17 protein-coding genes are annotated in these 16,107 nt (G+C 44.3%); 11 read left to right on the top strand and 6 right to left on the bottom strand.

All coding sequences use genetic code 11. The features are described 5' to 3' along the window. The first annotated feature begins 54 nt into the window (after nucleotides 1–54). Genes FN732_RS02100 through FN732_RS02080 form a run of 5 tightly spaced genes read left to right on the top strand, consistent with a single transcriptional unit; the run spans nucleotide 55 to nucleotide 7,404 of the window. Nucleotides 55–927, top strand: a complete 873-nt coding sequence (locus tag FN732_RS02100; protein ID WP_142934150.1) for a glycine--tRNA ligase subunit alpha — start codon at nucleotides 55–57, stop codon at nucleotides 925–927. Continuing rightward, nucleotides 908–2,971, top strand: a complete 2,064-nt coding sequence (gene glyS / locus FN732_RS02095) for a glycine--tRNA ligase subunit beta (protein ID WP_246051299.1) — start codon at nucleotides 908–910, stop codon at nucleotides 2,969–2,971. Before FN732_RS02100 ends, glyS begins: the two co-directional genes overlap by 20 nt. Nucleotides 2,972–2,983: 12 nt before the next feature. Next, the gene (gene ppdK / locus FN732_RS02090; protein ID WP_142934146.1) at nucleotides 2,984–5,671 is read left to right on the top strand and encodes a pyruvate, phosphate dikinase; all 2,688 of its coding nucleotides are present in this window, start codon (nucleotides 2,984–2,986) and stop codon (nucleotides 5,669–5,671) included. 44 nt (nucleotides 5,672–5,715) lie between these two features. Continuing rightward, the gene (locus FN732_RS02085) at nucleotides 5,716–6,627 is read left to right on the top strand and encodes a DsbA family protein (protein WP_142934143.1); all 912 of its coding nucleotides are present in this window, start codon (nucleotides 5,716–5,718) and stop codon (nucleotides 6,625–6,627) included. After that, on the top strand, nucleotides 6,628–7,404 hold the full coding sequence (locus FN732_RS02080; RefSeq protein WP_142934141.1) for a metal ABC transporter ATP-binding protein: 777 nt from the start codon (nucleotides 6,628–6,630) through the stop codon (nucleotides 7,402–7,404). A gap of 123 nt (nucleotides 7,405–7,527) precedes the next feature. Here FN732_RS02080 and FN732_RS02075 read toward each other — a convergent pair whose 3' ends face one another. Then, the gene (locus FN732_RS02075) at nucleotides 7,528–8,778 is read right to left on the bottom strand and encodes a glutamate-5-semialdehyde dehydrogenase (RefSeq protein ID WP_142934139.1); all 1,251 of its coding nucleotides are present in this window, start codon (nucleotides 8,776–8,778) and stop codon (nucleotides 7,528–7,530) included. Between the two features lie 55 nt (nucleotides 8,779–8,833). Between FN732_RS02075 and FN732_RS02070 the strand changes: the two genes are divergently transcribed. From FN732_RS02070 to FN732_RS02045, 6 genes are read left to right on the top strand one after another with little or no spacing between them, the layout of a single operon-like run. Further along, nucleotides 8,834–9,568 carry a YiaD family glycine zipper/OmpA-like lipoprotein gene (locus FN732_RS02070; RefSeq protein WP_142934137.1) on the top strand — a complete coding sequence of 245 codons (735 nt, stop codon included), beginning with the start codon at nucleotides 8,834–8,836 and terminating at the stop codon, nucleotides 9,566–9,568. Nucleotides 9,569–9,604: 36 nt separating this feature from the next. Next, on the top strand, nucleotides 9,605–10,930 hold the full coding sequence (gene miaB / locus FN732_RS02065; RefSeq protein ID WP_142934135.1) for a tRNA (N6-isopentenyl adenosine(37)-C2)-methylthiotransferase MiaB: 1,326 nt from the start codon (nucleotides 9,605–9,607) through the stop codon (nucleotides 10,928–10,930). A 17-nt stretch (nucleotides 10,931–10,947) separates the two neighbouring features. Next, on the top strand, nucleotides 10,948–11,418 hold the full coding sequence (locus tag FN732_RS02060) for a bifunctional nuclease family protein (protein WP_142934133.1): 471 nt from the start codon (nucleotides 10,948–10,950) through the stop codon (nucleotides 11,416–11,418). Between the two features lies 1 nt (nucleotide 11,419). Continuing rightward, a complete protein-coding gene (locus tag FN732_RS02055) occupies nucleotides 11,420–11,722 on the top strand; it encodes an MTH1187 family thiamine-binding protein (RefSeq protein WP_142934131.1) in 303 nt (100 codons plus the stop codon). Next, nucleotides 11,715–12,569, top strand: coding sequence for a tRNA (5-methylaminomethyl-2-thiouridine)(34)-methyltransferase MnmD (locus FN732_RS02050; RefSeq protein WP_142934129.1), 855 nt, complete (start codon nucleotides 11,715–11,717; stop codon nucleotides 12,567–12,569). Before FN732_RS02055 ends, FN732_RS02050 begins: the two co-directional genes overlap by 8 nt. 46 nt (nucleotides 12,570–12,615) lie before the next feature. After that, nucleotides 12,616–13,116 carry a BCAM0308 family protein gene (locus tag FN732_RS02045; protein ID WP_142934127.1) on the top strand — a complete coding sequence of 167 codons (501 nt, stop codon included), beginning with the start codon at nucleotides 12,616–12,618 and terminating at the stop codon, nucleotides 13,114–13,116. A gap of 50 nt (nucleotides 13,117–13,166) precedes the next feature. Here FN732_RS02045 and atpE read toward each other — a convergent pair whose 3' ends face one another. Genes atpE through hemL form a run of 5 tightly spaced genes read right to left on the bottom strand, consistent with a single transcriptional unit; the run spans nucleotide 13,167 to nucleotide 16,095 of the window. After that, nucleotides 13,167–13,511 (bottom strand): ATP synthase F0 subunit C, encoded by a 345-nt coding sequence (atpE, locus tag FN732_RS02040; protein WP_142934125.1) that lies wholly within the window; start codon nucleotides 13,509–13,511, stop codon nucleotides 13,167–13,169. Nucleotides 13,512–13,535: 24 nt separating this feature from the next. Continuing rightward, on the bottom strand, nucleotides 13,536–14,207 hold the full coding sequence (gene atpB / locus FN732_RS02035; protein WP_142934123.1) for a F0F1 ATP synthase subunit A: 672 nt from the start codon (nucleotides 14,205–14,207) through the stop codon (nucleotides 13,536–13,538). After that, nucleotides 14,192–14,575, bottom strand: a complete 384-nt coding sequence (locus tag FN732_RS02030) for a hypothetical protein (protein ID WP_142934120.1) — start codon at nucleotides 14,573–14,575, stop codon at nucleotides 14,192–14,194. The genes atpB and FN732_RS02030 overlap by 16 nt, the downstream gene beginning before the upstream one ends. After that, nucleotides 14,572–14,781 carry an AtpZ/AtpI family protein gene (locus FN732_RS02025; RefSeq protein WP_185954213.1) on the bottom strand — a complete coding sequence of 70 codons (210 nt, stop codon included), beginning with the start codon at nucleotides 14,779–14,781 and terminating at the stop codon, nucleotides 14,572–14,574. The genes FN732_RS02030 and FN732_RS02025 overlap by 4 nt, the downstream gene beginning before the upstream one ends. 12 nt (nucleotides 14,782–14,793) lie before the next feature. Further along, nucleotides 14,794–16,095 (bottom strand): glutamate-1-semialdehyde 2,1-aminomutase, encoded by a 1,302-nt coding sequence (hemL, locus tag FN732_RS02020; protein ID WP_142934118.1) that lies wholly within the window; start codon nucleotides 16,093–16,095, stop codon nucleotides 14,794–14,796. Nucleotides 16,096–16,107: the final 12 nt, after the last annotated feature.

The following is a 16,107-nucleotide window of genomic DNA, read 5'->3' as shown; positions in this document are numbered from 1 at the left end:
AATTGATAACTAATTAAAATTACGCCGAAAATTATCATACTGTGGAGAGAAACGTTGACGTTTCAGGAATTGATATTCACACTTCAAAACTACTGGTCTAGGCAGGGTTGTATTATAGCCTCTCCCTACGATGTTGAGCAGGGCGCAGGAACGATGCACCCCTTTACATTTTTAAAGGTTCTTGGAAGAAAACCCTGGAGAGTCGCTTACGTCCAGCCGTGCAGGCGTCCTGCAGATGGAAGGTACGGGGAAAATCCTAACAGACTCCAGCACTACTTCCAGTTCCAGGTAATTCTAAAGCCGTCCCCTGAAAATTCACAGGAGCTCTACTTAGGAAGTTTGGAGGCCTTAGGATTTGACCTCAGGGAACACGATGTGAGGTTCGTTGAGGATGACTGGGAATCCCCTACGCTCGGAGCCTGGGGATTAGGCTGGGAGGTCTGGCTTGATGGGATGGAGATAACCCAGTTTACCTACTTCCAGCAGGCAGGGGGAGTAACGTTAGACCCTATTTCGGTAGAGATAACCTACGGACTTGAAAGAATCGCAATGTACATCCAGAACGTTGACAGCGTCTACGACATAGAGTGGACGAAGGGAGTTAAGTACGGAGACCTTTACAAGGAAAACGAGTACCAGTGGTCGGTTTACAACTTTGAAAAATCCGACCCTAAGATGCTCTTTAAACTCTTTGAGATGTTTGAAAGGGAGTCTGAAAGGCTCGTCAATGAAGGTTTAGTACTTCCTGCCTACGATTACTGTCTAAAGTGCTCCCACATTTTCAACCTCCTTGATGCAAGGGGAGCCATTTCTGTTGCAGAGAGGGCAGCCTTTATAGGAAGGGTTAGGAGATTGGCTGCAGCCTGTGCAAAAAAGTACCTTGAGATTGAAGAGGTAGAAGGTGAAGGTGAAAAACTTACTACTTGAAATAGGAACTGAGGAACTCCCTGCCTCCTTTATAGAACCTGCTCTTAATTACATAGAGGAAAAACTAAAGGAGAAACTGTCAGCTGAACACATTCCTCCAACATCGGTTGAAACCTTCGGAACTCCGAGAAGGCTTATAGCCATTGCCTACGATGTACCGGAGGAGCAGCCAAGAAGGGAGGAATTAATAGTAGGTCCTTCGTACAGGGCAGCCTTTGATGAGAACGGAAATCCAACAAGGGCTGCGCAGGGATTTGCAAAATCAAGGGGAGTAACAGTAAATGACCTTATAGTTGTTGAGAATCCTCAGGGAAGGAAGGGAAAGTACGTAGCTGTTAGGAAAGTTGTAGAGGGAAAAAAAACAGAGGAAGTTTTGAAAAAAATACTTCCTGAAATAATTCTCTCCATTCCCTTTAAAAAAAGCATGAGGTGGGGAGAGAAGAACGTAAGGTTTGCAAGGCCTATTAGGTGGATAGTTTCCGTTTTTGGGGATAGAACAGTTGAATTTGAAATTAACGGAATAAAGAGTTCAAACGTATCCTACGGTCACAGATTTCTCTCCCCCGAACCTTTTCAAGTTGAAAGTCCAAACGAATTTTTAACTCAGCTTGAGGACAGATTCGTAGTTGCAGACTTAGAAAAGAGAAAAGCCATTATCCTTGACGGCTGTAAGGATTTGGCCTCATCTGTAGGTGGGAAGCTCTTAGAGGATGAGGAGCTCCTTGAAGAGGTTACAAACTTAACGGAGTTCCCCTATCCCATTTTGGGAGAGTTTGATGGGGAATTTTTAAACCTTCCAAAGGAAGTTCCCATTACGGTAATGAAGGACCACCAGAAGTTTTTCTCTGTAGTCGATTGGGAGGGAAATCTTAAAAACTACTTCATAGGCGTATCCAACATAAAGCCAACGGACGACCTAACAGTTAGGTTGGGATACGAGAAGGTCTTAAGGGCAAGATTGAGCGATGCCCTCTTCTTCTTTAAAGAGGACAGGAAGAGGAGGTTGGAGGAGAGGGTTCCGGAGCTCCAGGGTGTTGTCTTTCACGAAAAGTTGGGAACCATGCTTGATAAAACTAAGAGACTGGTAAAGCTAACTCCTTTTATTTCGGAAGAACTGAAATTTGACGTTGAGAAAAGGGCAGAGAGGGCTGCTTACCTTTCAAAGGCAGACCTATTAACAGAAATGGTCAACGAGTTTCCTGAGCTCCAGGGAACGATGGGCAAGTATTACGCCCTTTTAGACGGAGAGGATGAGGAGGTAGCTCTATCCATAGAAGAGCAGTATCTTCCAAGGTTTTCAAAGGATAGAGTTGCAGAAACAAAGACGGGAATTTCCCTTTCCTTATCTGAAAAGATAGATAACTTAACGGGATTTATAGGAGCAGGACTTAAACCTACAGGTTCTGCAGACCCCTTTGCCCTCAGGAGAAACGCTTTAGGTCTAATACAGACGCTAATAGAGAACGAACTCTCGCTCAACCTAACTCCTACACTGGAGAAGTCCGAGGAACTTTACCAGGAACAGGGAATAAAACTATCCCTTAGTACAGTTTCAGAAACCCTTCAATTTATAAAGGACAGACTGAAAAACTACTTAAGAGAAAAGGGATTTAGACCTGACACAGTGGATGCAGTTCTCTCAGTATCTGACAACCCTTATGATTCCCTTTTAAGGGTAAAGGCTGTTGAAGTTTTGAGGGAAAACCCTGAGTTTGAAGCAGTTCTCTTTACGATGAGGAGGGTTGTAAACATTATTCCCGTAGGATTTGAACCGGTTCCAATCTCTCCCGAGGGTAAGTACGAGGAGGAGCTCTGGAATGCCTTTTTGAAACTCAAAGGTGAACTTGACAAACTCATTGAGAAAAGGGACTACAGGGGAGTTCTCCTAAAAATCGGGGAGCTAAAGCCCTTTGTTGATAACTTCTTTGACAATGTTATGGTTATGGATAAGGACGAGAAAGTTAGGAATAGGAGATTGAGCCTTTTGAAAAACATAGCAGACAAGCTCTTGGAGCTCATAGACTTTTCAAAAATCGTTTTTTAGGGAGGCCCGGATATGTCTAAAAAGATGGTTTACTACTTCGGTGGAGGTAAGGCCGAAGGTAGTGCAGAGATGAAGATGCTCTTGGGTGGTAAAGGGGCGAACCTTGCAGAGATGACTAACTTAGGTCTTCCAGTTCCGCCTGGAATAACAATAACAACGGAAGTTTGTAAAGAGTACTTTGAGTTGGGTCAAAAGTTCCCCGAAGGGATGTGGGAACAGGTCTTGGAAGGTTTAAGAAAAATTGAACAGGAGATGGGGAAAAAGTTTGGAGACAAGGATAATCCCCTCCTTGTTTCTGTAAGGTCTGGAGCTCCCGTCTCCATGCCTGGAATGATGGACACAATACTCAACTTGGGTCTCAACGATGAAACTGTTGAGGGACTGGCAAAGTCAACAGGAAATGAGAGGTTTGCCTGGGACTCCTACAGGAGATTCATCCAGATGTTTGGAAACGTTGTAATGGGAATTCCCCACGAGAAGTTTGAGGAGATTTTAGAGGAGAAGAAAAAGGAAGTTGGAGCAAAGCAGGACGTTGACCTCACTGCAGAGGACCTAAAGGATGTTGTAAAGAGGTACAAGGAGCTTGTAAAGAGGGAAACCGGAAGGGATTTCCCTCAGGACCCTTACGAACAGTTAAGGATGGCAATAAAGGCTGTTTTTGACTCCTGGAACAACCCAAGGGCTATTAAGTACAGGGAAATCAACAAGATTCCAGAGGACTACGGAACTGCTGTAAACATCGTTGCAATGGTATTTGGAAATATGGGAGAAACCTCCGGAACAGGAGTTGCATTTACAAGGAACCCATCAACGGGTGAAAACGTCTTCTACGGAGAGTACCTCAAGAACGCTCAGGGAGAGGACGTTGTTGCAGGGATAAGAACTCCACAGCCACTAACAAAGTCTCAGAAGACAAGTGATGAGCAGACATCCCTTGAGGAGGAGTTTCCCGAGGTTTACGAGCAGCTCCTAAAAATCAGGGACATTCTTGAAAAGCACTACAGGGACATGCAGGACATAGAGTTCACAATAGAAAATGGCCGTCTCTGGATGCTTCAGACAAGGGCAGGAAAGAGAACTGCAAGGGCTGCAGTAAAGATTGCAGTTGATATGGTTAAAGAGGGACTAATAACGAAAGAGGAAGCCATTCTCAGGATAGACCCATCCTTAATAAACCAGCTTCTCCATCCTATGTTGGATGAGAAGGATAGAAAGAGGGCAATAGAGGAAGGAAGACTTATTGCTAAGGGACTTCCTGCTGCTCCAGGAGCAGTAAGTGGAAAGGTTGTCTTCTCTGCAGATGAAGCAGTTGAGCTTGCCGAGAAGGGAGAGAAGGTAATCTTGGTTAGACACGAAACGTCCCCTGAGGATATCCACGGAATGCATGCAGCAGAGGGAATACTGACCGCAAGGGGTGGAATGACATCTCACGCTGCCGTTGTTGCAAGGGGAATGGGTAAAACGTGCATCGTTGGAGCTGAGTCAATACACGTAGATTACGAAAAAGAGGAGTTTAGAGTAGGGGACGTTGTAGTTAAGAAAGGAGACGTAATAACGATTGATGGAAGTACAGGAGAAATATTCCACGGTGAATTAAGGACAATTCCTGCACAGATTTCCGGTGAATTTGAAGAGTTAATGAGGTGGGCAGATGAGATAAGGGACCTACAGGTAAGGGTCAACGCCGATACCCCAGAGGATGCCAAGCAGGGAAGGGACTTCGGAGCAGAAGGAATCGGTCTGTGTAGAACGGAACACATGTTCTTTAAAGAGGAAAGAATTCCCGTCGTTAGGGAGATGATACTTGCAAAGACAGAGGAAGAGAGGGAAAAGGCCCTTTCAAAACTGCTTCCAATGCAGAGGGAGGACTTTATAGCAATTTTTGAGGTTATGAATGGACTTCCTGTTAACATAAGGTTATTGGACCCACCTCTTCACGAGTTCCTTCCTAAAACCGAGGAGGAATTTGAAAGAACTGCAAAGGAGATGGGACTTTCTGTTGAGGAGATAAAGAAGAGGGCCGAGGAGCTCCACGAAGTCAACCCGATGTTAGGTTTAAGAGGTTCAAGGCTTGGAATTGCATATCCTGAAATCTACAAGATGCAGGCAAGGGCAATTTTAGAGGCTGCGTGCCACTGTAAGAAGAACGGAATAGACGTTCTCCCCGAAATAATGCTTCCTCTCATTGCCGATGATAGGGAGCTCTACGAGCTCAAAAAGCTGATAGATGACGTTGCAGCAGAGGTCTTCCTTGAAACGGGAACCGAGGTTGAATACCAAGTTGGAACGATGATTGAAGTTCCGAGGGCTGCTCTAATAGCCGACCAGCTCGCCCGCTACGCTCAGTACTTCTCATTTGGAACCAACGACCTAACACAGATGACCTTCGGCCTTTCAAGGGATGATGCCGGAAAGTTCATTGGAAAGTACGTTGATATGGGAATACTGAAGGGAGACCCGTTCCTCCACATCGATGAGAACGGCGTTGGAAGACTCATTGAGATAGCAATAGAGAAGGGTAACTCCGTAAGGCCAAACATGAAGACGGGAATCTGTGGAGAACACGGGGGAGACCCAAGGTCGATTAACTTCTTCCAGAAAGTTGGTGTCAAGTACGTCAGTCCATCTCCATTCAGGGTTCCAATAGCAAGACTTGCAGCAGCTCAGGCTAAGATTAGACAGCAGAAGGGAGAACTGTAGTAGGGGGCTCTGCCCCCTTAACTTTTTTAATAGGGAGGGAGAAATTGAGAATCCTAACGGCTCTGTTATTGGTTTCCATGTTTATTAGTGGCTGTTCTCAGGCTAATGAAAATGTAAATAAAACAGAGATTAAAAAGGAAAAAAAGAATGTAACTCAGGATGAAAAAATTATCAGGTCGATTCTATCTCCCCTCAAAGTTCAGGGAGTAGAGGTAAAAAAGGTAGAGCCTGCAGAGGTTAAGGTTCCGGGATTTAAGGTTTATGAAGTAACGATAGACGACAAGAGAAACCATAGGGAAATTAAAAAGTACGTATTCTTGAGCAAAAAAGGAAATTATTTAGCACTTGAAATGTTTAAATACAAAATTAAAGGGGACAAAGTTCTTCTAAAACCTATAAATCCTAAAAATCCGGTAAAGGAGCTAAAAACTGACGTCTCCTTTGTTAGGAAAGTCGATGAAATGTTAACAAAGGCAAACATCCCCCATGTCATAGGAAAGAGTAACAGAAAGGTCTACATCGTCTGGGATGTTTTCTGTCCCTTCTGTTCAGCCCACTTTAACCAGTTGGAGGAGATTGCAAGGAAGAACAACGTTGAAATTCACATGATACCACTGGCAGTTCACGGAGAAAACTCAATTAAGGGGCTCATTTACTACACACAAATTGCAAGGGAAAGGGGAGCAGCAGAGGCATTTAAGGAACTCTACAGTCTTGGAAACGGCGACTTTATGAAGTACGCTAAGAACTTGGAGGAAAAAATTAAAAAGGGAGGGATAAAGCTTTCCAAAGAGGAACAAAACAAAATTAAGGAAACGTTGAAAAACGTTGAGAAGGAGCTCCTTAAAAACGGAGTAAGGGCTACGCCGACAATAATATACGCTCCACCAGGGGAGAAGAAGGGTTACATTCACGTTGGATTTAAACCGATAGAAGAAGTTTTAAAAGAGAAGTAAGTGGAAGGGATAGAGCTCCAAAATCTCAGCATAGGATACTCAAGGGAAATCGTCTCTGGATTGAACGTTAAGTTCAACGAGGAGGAGTTCTGGGTAGTTGTCGGACCGAACGGAGTTGGAAAGAGTACGCTAATTAAAACAGTTTTAGGGATAATTCCACCCTTGAAGGGAAAAATACTCATTCACGGAGTTGACTGTACAGGAAGGTGTGACGAGAGGAGGTTTCTCAGCTACGTTCCCCAGATGGAGAACTACTCCCACTCTTTTCCTGGAACGGTTCTTGAGGTTGTCCTCTCCGGGCTCTTTCCAAGAAAGGGGAGATTTGAGGTAATAAAGGAGGAGGAGGTTCAAAGGGCCCTTAATTGGCTGAACCTTTTGGATTTAGAGGAAAAGAAGGATGAACCCTTCAACAGGTTATCGGGAGGACAGCAGAGAAAGACACTGATAGCAAGGGCACTTATTAGCAATCCCCACTATATCTTTTTAGATGAGCCTACAACCGGCGTTGATTTGAAAAGTTCAAGGAAAATTTTAGAACTCCTCAATAAGCTCCACAAGGAGGAAAGGTTTGGAATATGCATGGTTACACACGATCTCAATTCTGTGTGGGATTACATAGACAAGGTTATCCTAATTGGATATGGAGGAAAGTTCTTCGTGGGAAGCAAGGAGGAGCTCCTTAACGAGGAGCTCCTTTCAGAAATCTACGAGGTAGAGGTCAAAATCATTAAGACCAAATTCACTCCAATTATCTTAGTTGGAGATAAACACCTTTAAATTACTTCCTCTGAGAAATCAACTTTTTAGCCTTGAAAATCACTGCAACAAGGGTCCAGAGAACTGTTACAACGAAGAAAAACCAGAAAAAGAGAGTTCCTACCTCAGAGCTCCTTATCACCTCTACTCCCTAATCTGCCCGTTTCCAAAGATTATGTACTTAGGAATGGTTAGGTCCTCAAGCCCCATAGGTCCCCTTACGTGAACCTTATCTGTTGAGATTCCCATTTCAGCACCTAAACCAAAAACGTTTCCATCGGTAAACCTCGTTGATGCGTTAACGTAGACTGCAGCAGAGTCAACCTTGTTGAGAAACTTCATTGCATTTGTGTAGTTCTCAGTTACTATAGAATCACTGTGGTGTGAACCGTACGTGTTGATGTGGTCTATAGCCTCATCCAAGGAGTCAACAATCCTTACGGCGAGAATCAGGTCAAGGTACTCAGCGTACCAGTCCTCTTCAGTGGCGGGCTTAATGTAGTCAGGGTCGTAGGAAATTGTCCTCTCACATCCGCGGAGCTCCACTTTAACCTTTTTAAACATCTCAATCATGTTTGGCAAAAAGGCATCGGCAATTTTGCTGTGAACCAACATAGTCTCCATCGCATTACAGACACCGGGTCTCTGAACTTTAGCATTAAAGCAGATGTTCCAGGCCTTTTCCAAATCTGCAAACTCATCGACGAAGACGTGACAGACCCCCTTGTAGTGCTTTATGACAGGCATTCTGGCATTTTCCGCAACGAACCTTATAAGTCCCTCTCCTCCCCTTGGAATTACAACGTCGATGTACTCATCAAGGAGTAGGAGCTCCCTTACAGCGCTCCTATCGGTCGTATCAACAAACTGAATGGCATCTGAGGGGAAACCCTCTGATTCTGCAGCCTCCTTTAGGATGTTAACGAGAACCCTGTTTGAATTTATTGCCTCGGAGCCTCCCTTCAAGATAACGGAATTGGAACTCTTTATACAGAGCGAACCTGCTTCAACTGTAACGTTTGGCCTTGATTCGTAGATAATTGCAACCACTCCAAGGGGAACTCTCATCTTTCCAATTTTAAGTCCGTTTGGACGGGTCCACATCTTTATAACTTCGCCAACGGGGTCGTTGAGGGAGGCAACGTCCTTTAAAACTTGAACCATTCCGGCTATTCTCTTTTCATTTAAAAGGAGCCTGTCAAGCATAGCCTTTGACAGCCCCTTCTCCTCACCTGCAACTAAATCCTTCCTATTTTCAGCCTCTATTACATCCCTCTTTTTCTCAATAAGTTCGGCGGCCTTTAGGAGGGTTCTATTCTTAATCTCTGTTGAGATATCAACGAGACCGTAGCTAACGTTCTTTGCCCTTTTTGCAATCTCTCTAATATTAAACATTTGAACTCCTCCAAGAGAGGTTTAAATTAAGTTTAAACGGATTACTGAGGAAGCTATGAGGAAAATTTTAACATTAGTAACAGTTTCAAGCCTGCTCTTTGGGGGTTGTGCAACAACCCAGCAAGGAGGAAGCCAGCCGAGCAAGACTGTAACTGGAGCTGCCGTTGGAGCTGCCATCGGAGCAATTGCAGGAGCTGCAACGGGGCCAAAACACCACAAAGGAAAAAGGATACTGATAGGGGCAGCAGCTGGAGCTCTAATAGGCGGGGCAATAGGGTACATCTTAGACCAGCAGGCAAACCAGTTGGGTAACGACTTAGGGATTAAACCAGTTGACAATACAAATCCCGAGGTTAAACCCACGGAACCTCCCATAAGCGAGGAAAAGCCTGTTGCTGTTGTGAAGGAGCCAAACAGAGTAAAGGTTGTAATGAAGGACACCGTTCTTTTTGACTTCAACAGCTATCACCTTAAACCTGAGGCAAAGGATGTATTAAGGAAAGTAGCAAAAACGCTAAATCGGGACCCAGATACAGTGATAGTAATAGTTGGCTACACAGATAGCGTAGGAGACTTTAACTACAACGTTAAGCTTTCAGAAAAGAGGGCAGAAGCCGTTAGGAATGAGTTAGTTTTAAACGGAGTTGACCCAACGAGAATAGTAACTTTCGGATGTGGTCCAAAACACCCGATAGCTCCAAACAATACACCTGAGGGAAGGGCCCTCAACAGAAGGGTAGAAATCCTCGTCTATCCGAAGGGGGTAACAATACCAAACCCCTGCGATTAAAACTATATTTTGTTTAAACCACTATTTTGGAGAGAAATGGCTAAGAAGTACTACATAAAGACCTTTGGCTGCCAGATGAACGTAAACGACTCTGAAAAGATGGGTGGTCTCTTGGAGTCTATGGGCTACGAGAAGGCTCCCTCTCCGGAGGAAGCTGACGTTATTATCGTCAACACCTGCTCTGTAAGGGCTAAACCTGACAACAAGGCCTATTCATTCATAGGAAACCTAAAGCAGATTAAGAGGAAAAAACCTGAGGCGATAGTTGCAGTTTCAGGGTGCGTTCCCCAAAAGGAGAGGGAGCAAATCTTGAGGTTTAACCACGTTGACCTCGTCTTTGGAACATTCAACTTCGTAAGACTTCCGCAGCTTTTAGAAAGGGTTAAAAAAGAAGGGAGAACAATCGAAATACTGAACTCAAAGATTCCTGAAGAGGAGAGAATTCCGCTCATTGAGAGCTCCCTTGAAAACCCATACGTTGCCTACATAACGGTTCAGAGGGGATGTAACAGGTTCTGTACGTACTGTATCGTTCCCTTTACAAGGGGAAGGGAGAGAAGTGTAAAGCCCCAATTGGTTGTTGAGGAGGCAAGGAGATTAGCAGAGAGGGGAGTAAAGGAGGTTCACCTTTTAGGTCAGAACGTTGATTTTTACAACTATGAAGGTGTTGACCTTGCAGACCTCCTCTACATGGTGTCGGAGGTTCCGGGAATAGAGAGGGTTAGATTCACAACATCCCACCCTGCCGGATTTAACGAGAAAATAGCAAGGGCAATAAGGGACATAGATAAGGTCTGTCCCTACGTTCATCTCCCTCCACAGAGCGGTTCAAATAGAATCTTGGAAAGAATGAACAGGGGGTACACGAGGGAGGAGTACATCGAGAAGGTAAAAATGTTAAAGGAACTTGTCCCAAATGTAGCCCTCTCCGGAGACTTTATAGTTGGATTTCCCGGGGAAACGGAGAAGGACTTTGAGGAGACCCTTTCCTTGGTTGAGGAGTGTGTTTTCGACCAGGGATTTGTCTTTGAGTACTCCCCAAGGCCGTTTACAAAGGCCTCAACGTTTGAAGATAACGTTCCTAAAGAGGTTAAAAATATGAGACTGAAGGAACTCCAGGACTTAATAAAGAGACAGGCTGAGGAGAGGAACAGGAAGAGGGTAGGAAAGGTTGAGGAGGTTCTCATTGAGGGATTCAGTCCTAAGGGAACGGAGCTCTACGGAAGGACGAGGGACAACAAGCCAGTTGCAGTCGTTGGAGGAAAGGAACTGATAGGGAAATTTGTTAAAGTGAAAATAACCGAGAGCTCTCCATTTTTCTTAAAGGGAGAGCCTGCAGCTGAACTTGTAGAGGTTGAATAAATTAAAGGGGTTTTGAGATGGTTGAAGTATCTGTAATAGGAATAGCTCAGGATAGCTATACGGGAATGCCTATAATAATCTTGGGAAACGAGGAGGAGAGATTTGCCGTTCCGATTTGGGTAGGCAACTGGGAAGCAGAACTCCTCGAAACAGAACTCTTAGGAGCTGTTCCTCCAAGACCATTCCCCTACGACCTGATAAGGGAAATTCTCTCAGTATTCGGTGGAGAGGTTGAAAGGGTTGTTATTAACGACTTTGACAAGGGAATCTACTTTGCCCTGATAGAGGTAAAGAGGCCTGATGGAGAGGTGATAAAGATTGATTCAAGGCCAAGCGATGCAATTAACTTAGCAGTGAGAACAAACAAGCCGATTTTTGTTAAAAAGGAAGTTATAGAGAAGGCCTCTGTTATTCCCCTCGACAACTGTGAGGGAGAGGAGTGTAAGGAACAGTGGGAAAGGATTATAAGGGAGCTCTTTGGAGATTGATATGGCTATAATGGAAATTGTTGTCATTCCTTTAGGAACAGGAAGCCCAAGTGTTAGCACTTACGTTGCAGACTGTGTGAAGGTTTTAAAGGACATGGGATTAAAGTTCCAAGTTACTGCTATGGGAACGATAGTTGAAGGTTCTTTAGATGAACTCCTTGAGGCTGCAAGGAGGATGCACAGGGTACCGTTTGAGAGGGGAGCTCCAAGGGTTGTAACGTCAATGAGGATTGATGAAAGAGTGGATAAGGAGCTCCACATTGAGGAAAAAGTAAAATCGGTAGTAGAAAAACTTAATGAATAGAGAGATAAGAACTGAGGATGGCTCTGTAACCCTCTTTTCCGAAAGGTTCAATGAACCCTACCACTCCGTAACGGCAGGTGCATTTACAGAGGCTGTAGAGAAGTTTTGTAGGCCCACAAGGGTAAGGGAAAGGGCAAGGAGGGGAAGGGTTAACCTCCTTGACGTCTGTTTTGGGCTCGGCTACAACACAGTTGCATTTCTTGAAGAGGTCTTCTCCGAAAATCCACGGGCAGAGGTCAGAGTAGTTGGAGTTGAATTTGACCTATCCGTTATAAAGCGTTCCCTCTCCATAAACTGGGGAAGTTATGAAAAGTGGAAGTGGGTATTGAGGGAAATCCTCAAAAATAGAGCCTGTGAGGGGGATACTTTAACTCTAAATCTCTGCACTCCAAAGATTAAGATAGAGGTTTATATAACGGAGGGGAGAAACTTTCTAAAGAAGTTTTCTAAAAATTTTGAAAAGTTTGCGGATGCTGTTTTTCACGACCCGTTTTCTCCAAAGGTTAATCCGGAGCTCTGGACGTTTGAGTTCTTTAAGGAGATAAGAAAGGCCATAAAGGAGGATGGAATCTTAGCAACCTACTCATCCTCGACTGCCGTTAGGAGAGCTCTCCACATGGCCGGTTTTGGAGTTGTAGAGGGGGTAGCTGTTGGAAGAAAATCAAAGTCAACAGTTGCTTCTCCATCGTTCAAAACCGATTCAGAAATACTGAAAAAGTTCAGATTTGAAAGCTCCATTCCTTTAAGGGATCCTAAACTTTCCGACCCTTCAGAACTCATAAAGTCAAGAAGGGAAGGCTGTATCTGGGTTTTAAGGAGAAAATTAGGACTGGAAGTTATCTACTGAAAGGAATTAATTTAAAAGTAGATACTAAAATGTGAGGAGGGAAAGAATGAAAAACTACGTACCTGCAGGAAGGAAGGAGTACACATGGGAAAGTGACAATCCCTATTACGAAAAGAGGAAATACCCCGACCCAACGGTTTGTGAGGAGTGTGGAGCAGTTTTTAAGGATGGAAGGTGGCAGTGGCCTGAACAACTCTCAGAACCTGTTCCAGAAAACGCAAATAAAGCACTTTGTCCAGCATGCAGGAGAAAAAGGGATAAGTATCCCGGAGGTTTTGTCTACCTAAGTGGCAAGTTCTTCGAGGAGCACAGGGAGGAAATTTTAAATAGAATAAAAAACGTAGTTGATGAAGTTATGTCTTTAAGGCCCCTTCAGAGAATCCTATGGGTCAGAGAGGAGGATGGTCAAACTGAAATAGCAACAACGAGCGAGCACCTGGCAAGGCACATAGGGGAGGCCGTCCAAAAGGCATTTAAAGGAAACTTTGAAGTAAAGTACAACGAGGGTGAAAAGTTAGCAAGGGTTTACTGGAGCAGAGAGCACTAATAAAAAAAGCCCCCTTAAAGGGGGCTTCACTTTTGGCAGATATCTCAGAATTAACCAGCAAGCGGATTGGCGTAGAGAAGAATAAGGGCAATAACGAGACCGTAAATGGCAAGAGCCTCGATAATAGCAAGACCAATGAACATTGTTGTTGTAAGCTTTCCTGCCATCTGAGGGTTCCTTGCCATTCCCTCACAGGCTCCCCTAACTGCCTGACCCTGTCCAGCACCGGCACCACCAGCTGCAGGTCCAATAGCCAATCCAGCTCCGATTGCTGAAAGACCAAGTATTAGAGCCTTTCCTGACTCAGCTCCTCCTTCACCGGCCAATGCAGGTAGAGCTCCAACAACCATCAGGAAGAGCGTGAAGAGAATGCTCTTGAGATAGCTCTTTTTCATCAGTAACCTCCCTTCTAAGTTCTATTAATATCCTACATGCTCCTCTTCATGTTCTTCAATAGCTGTTGCAATGTAAACTACTGTCAGAATACAGAATATAAAGGTCTGCAGGAAGCTGTTTGCAAATACAATGAACTCTCCTGCAGTCGGCACCAAGAACGGAATCAACATGAGGAGAACCAAAACAACCATTTCATCACCGAACATGTTTCCAAAGAGACGGAAGGAGAGTGAGAGAATCCTTGAAAGGTGAGATACAACCTCAATTGGGAACATCAAAGGAGCCATCCAGGGAATCGGACCGGCAAAGTGTTTGAAGTAGTTAACGACACCGTGTTTCTTAATTCCCTCATAGTTGTAGACCAAAAACGAAATTATTGCAAGAGCAAGGGTAGTATTGAGGTTAGCAGTAGGCTGAGAAAGTCCAGGTATCAGTCCCATTAGGTTTCCACATAGGATGAACACCGCAAGCCCGGAGATAAGGGGAAAGAACTTTCTTCCATAACTTCCCATTGCATCTTCAAGTGTATAAACGATGAACGAAGTTAAGGCTTCAAAGGTATACTGTACCCTATCGGGGAATTTTTTGAGGTTCTTCCCAAGAATGTAGGAAAATGTAAGTACAACTGCCATCATGAGCCAAGTCATTGTTACGTGGTCTGGAATTCCCACAATTTTTATTACGCTTCCTTCCATTTCCTCCACTCCTTACGATGGACTAAGACTGCTAAAAAGAGTCCTATTTGACTGAGTGCGACCGCGGAAATTATAGCAAAGAAGTCCACAGGAGTAAACAGAGAAAAACCGACCAAAATCAAGAGAACCGATAGGTATCTCCACATAAAGCCACTCTTAGGAAAGACACCTAATCTAACGAGCTCTGGCAGTCTCTTTGAAAACCTAACTAATTGGAAATAGTCAACAGCAACTACAGCATAACCTAAAACAAAGGATAGGGAAAAAACAGAAAATCCCTTTAGCAGAACAGAAACAACAAGCCCCAAGAGAAAGAGAAAGACCTCTATCTTGATAAATAGGGATAAAAAGCTCTTAAACTCCCTCATTTGGAAATCTTCCTAATCTCCCTATATACGTTCTTAAAACCAGCAGCTAAACCTATAAAGAACCAGAGGATTGTCAACCACGGAAAAGTCTTCAATTTTTTGTCGAGCCAGTAGCCTATACCAAGACCTATAAAGATGGCGAGGGCGAACTGAACCCCCACCATCATGTAAGACGTTCTCTCTATGTAGTCCTTTAACTTCCCCAAATTGTCCTCGAATTAGAGTATTTCTCTTACCTCTCTAAAAGCAACCTCAGCTGCTTTAACAGTCCTCTCAATGTCCTCATCTGTATGGGCAGTTGAGACGAAGGCCACCTCAAATTGAGAAGGAGCTAAGTAAACTCCCTGTTCCAGCATTTTCCTAAAGAATACTGCATAAGCCTCTGTATTTGAGGTCAAGGCGTCCTGATAGTTTTTCACATCAACGGAAGTAAAGTAGACGATGGAGATGCTCTCAATACTCTTAAAGCAGAGCTTATCGTAAATTCCTGCAGACCTTGCAGCTTCCTTCATCCCCTCTGAGAGTTTTTTCCCCTTTTCTCTTAGCTCCTCGTAAACTCCCGGTTTCTTTAATTCTTCGAGGGTCTTAATTCCAGCAACCATTGCAAGGGGGTTTCCGGACAGGGTTCCAGCCTGGTAAACTGGCCCTTCAGGAGCTAAATAGTCCATTATTTCCGCTCTTCCACCAAAAGCTCCAACGGGAAGGCCTCCTCCAATAATCTTTCCAAAACAGGACAGGTCTGGAGTAATTCCAAAGTACGCCTGAGCTCCCCCGAGGGAGAGCCTGAAACCTGTAATAACCTCATCAAATATGAGGACTATTCCCCTGTCGGCAGTAAGTTCCCTGACTTTCTCAAGGAAACTAAGCTCTGGAAGTATGAGTCCGGCATTTGCCATTACCGGTTCCATTATTACCGCTGCAATATCGTCCCCGTACTCATCGATAACCCTTTTTAAAGCATCAATATCGTTAAAGGGAACTGTAATTGTATGTTTCGCAAAGTCCTCGGGAATTCCAGGACTTGTAGGAACTCCAAAGGTTGTAAGTCCAGAACCGGCCTTTACAAGTAGTGCATCAACGTGGCCGTGGTAACAACCTTCGAATTTTACAATCTTATTCTTTCCAGTATATCCCCTTGCAAGCCTTATTGCAGACATGGTTGCTTCCGTTCCCGAATTGACCATTCTCACCTTCTCTACAGAGGGAACGGCTTCAACAATCATCTTGGCAAGTTTCACCTCAAGTTCCGTTGGAGCTCCATAGCTAGTTCCCTTCTCAGCCTGCTCCTTTATTGCCTCAACCACACTTGGATGGGCATGACCCAAAATCATGGGTCCCCATGAACAGACGTAGTCTATGTACTCATTTCCATCGACATCCCAGATGTGAGAGCCCTTTGCCCTCTCGATAAACCGCGGAGTTTCTCCTACCGACTTAAATGCCCTAACGGGACTGTTTACTCCTCCCGGAATGTACTTTTTGGCCTCCTCAAAGAGCTCCTTTGAACGGCTAACTTTCATACTCCTCCTCCT

Origin of the sequence: Balnearium lithotrophicum, from assembly GCF_900182585.1 — a bacterium.
In the GTDB taxonomy this organism is placed as follows: Bacteria; Aquificota; Aquificia; order Desulfurobacteriales; family Desulfurobacteriaceae; genus Balnearium; species Balnearium lithotrophicum.
This window is presented reverse-complemented; position numbering and strand designations above follow the sequence as displayed.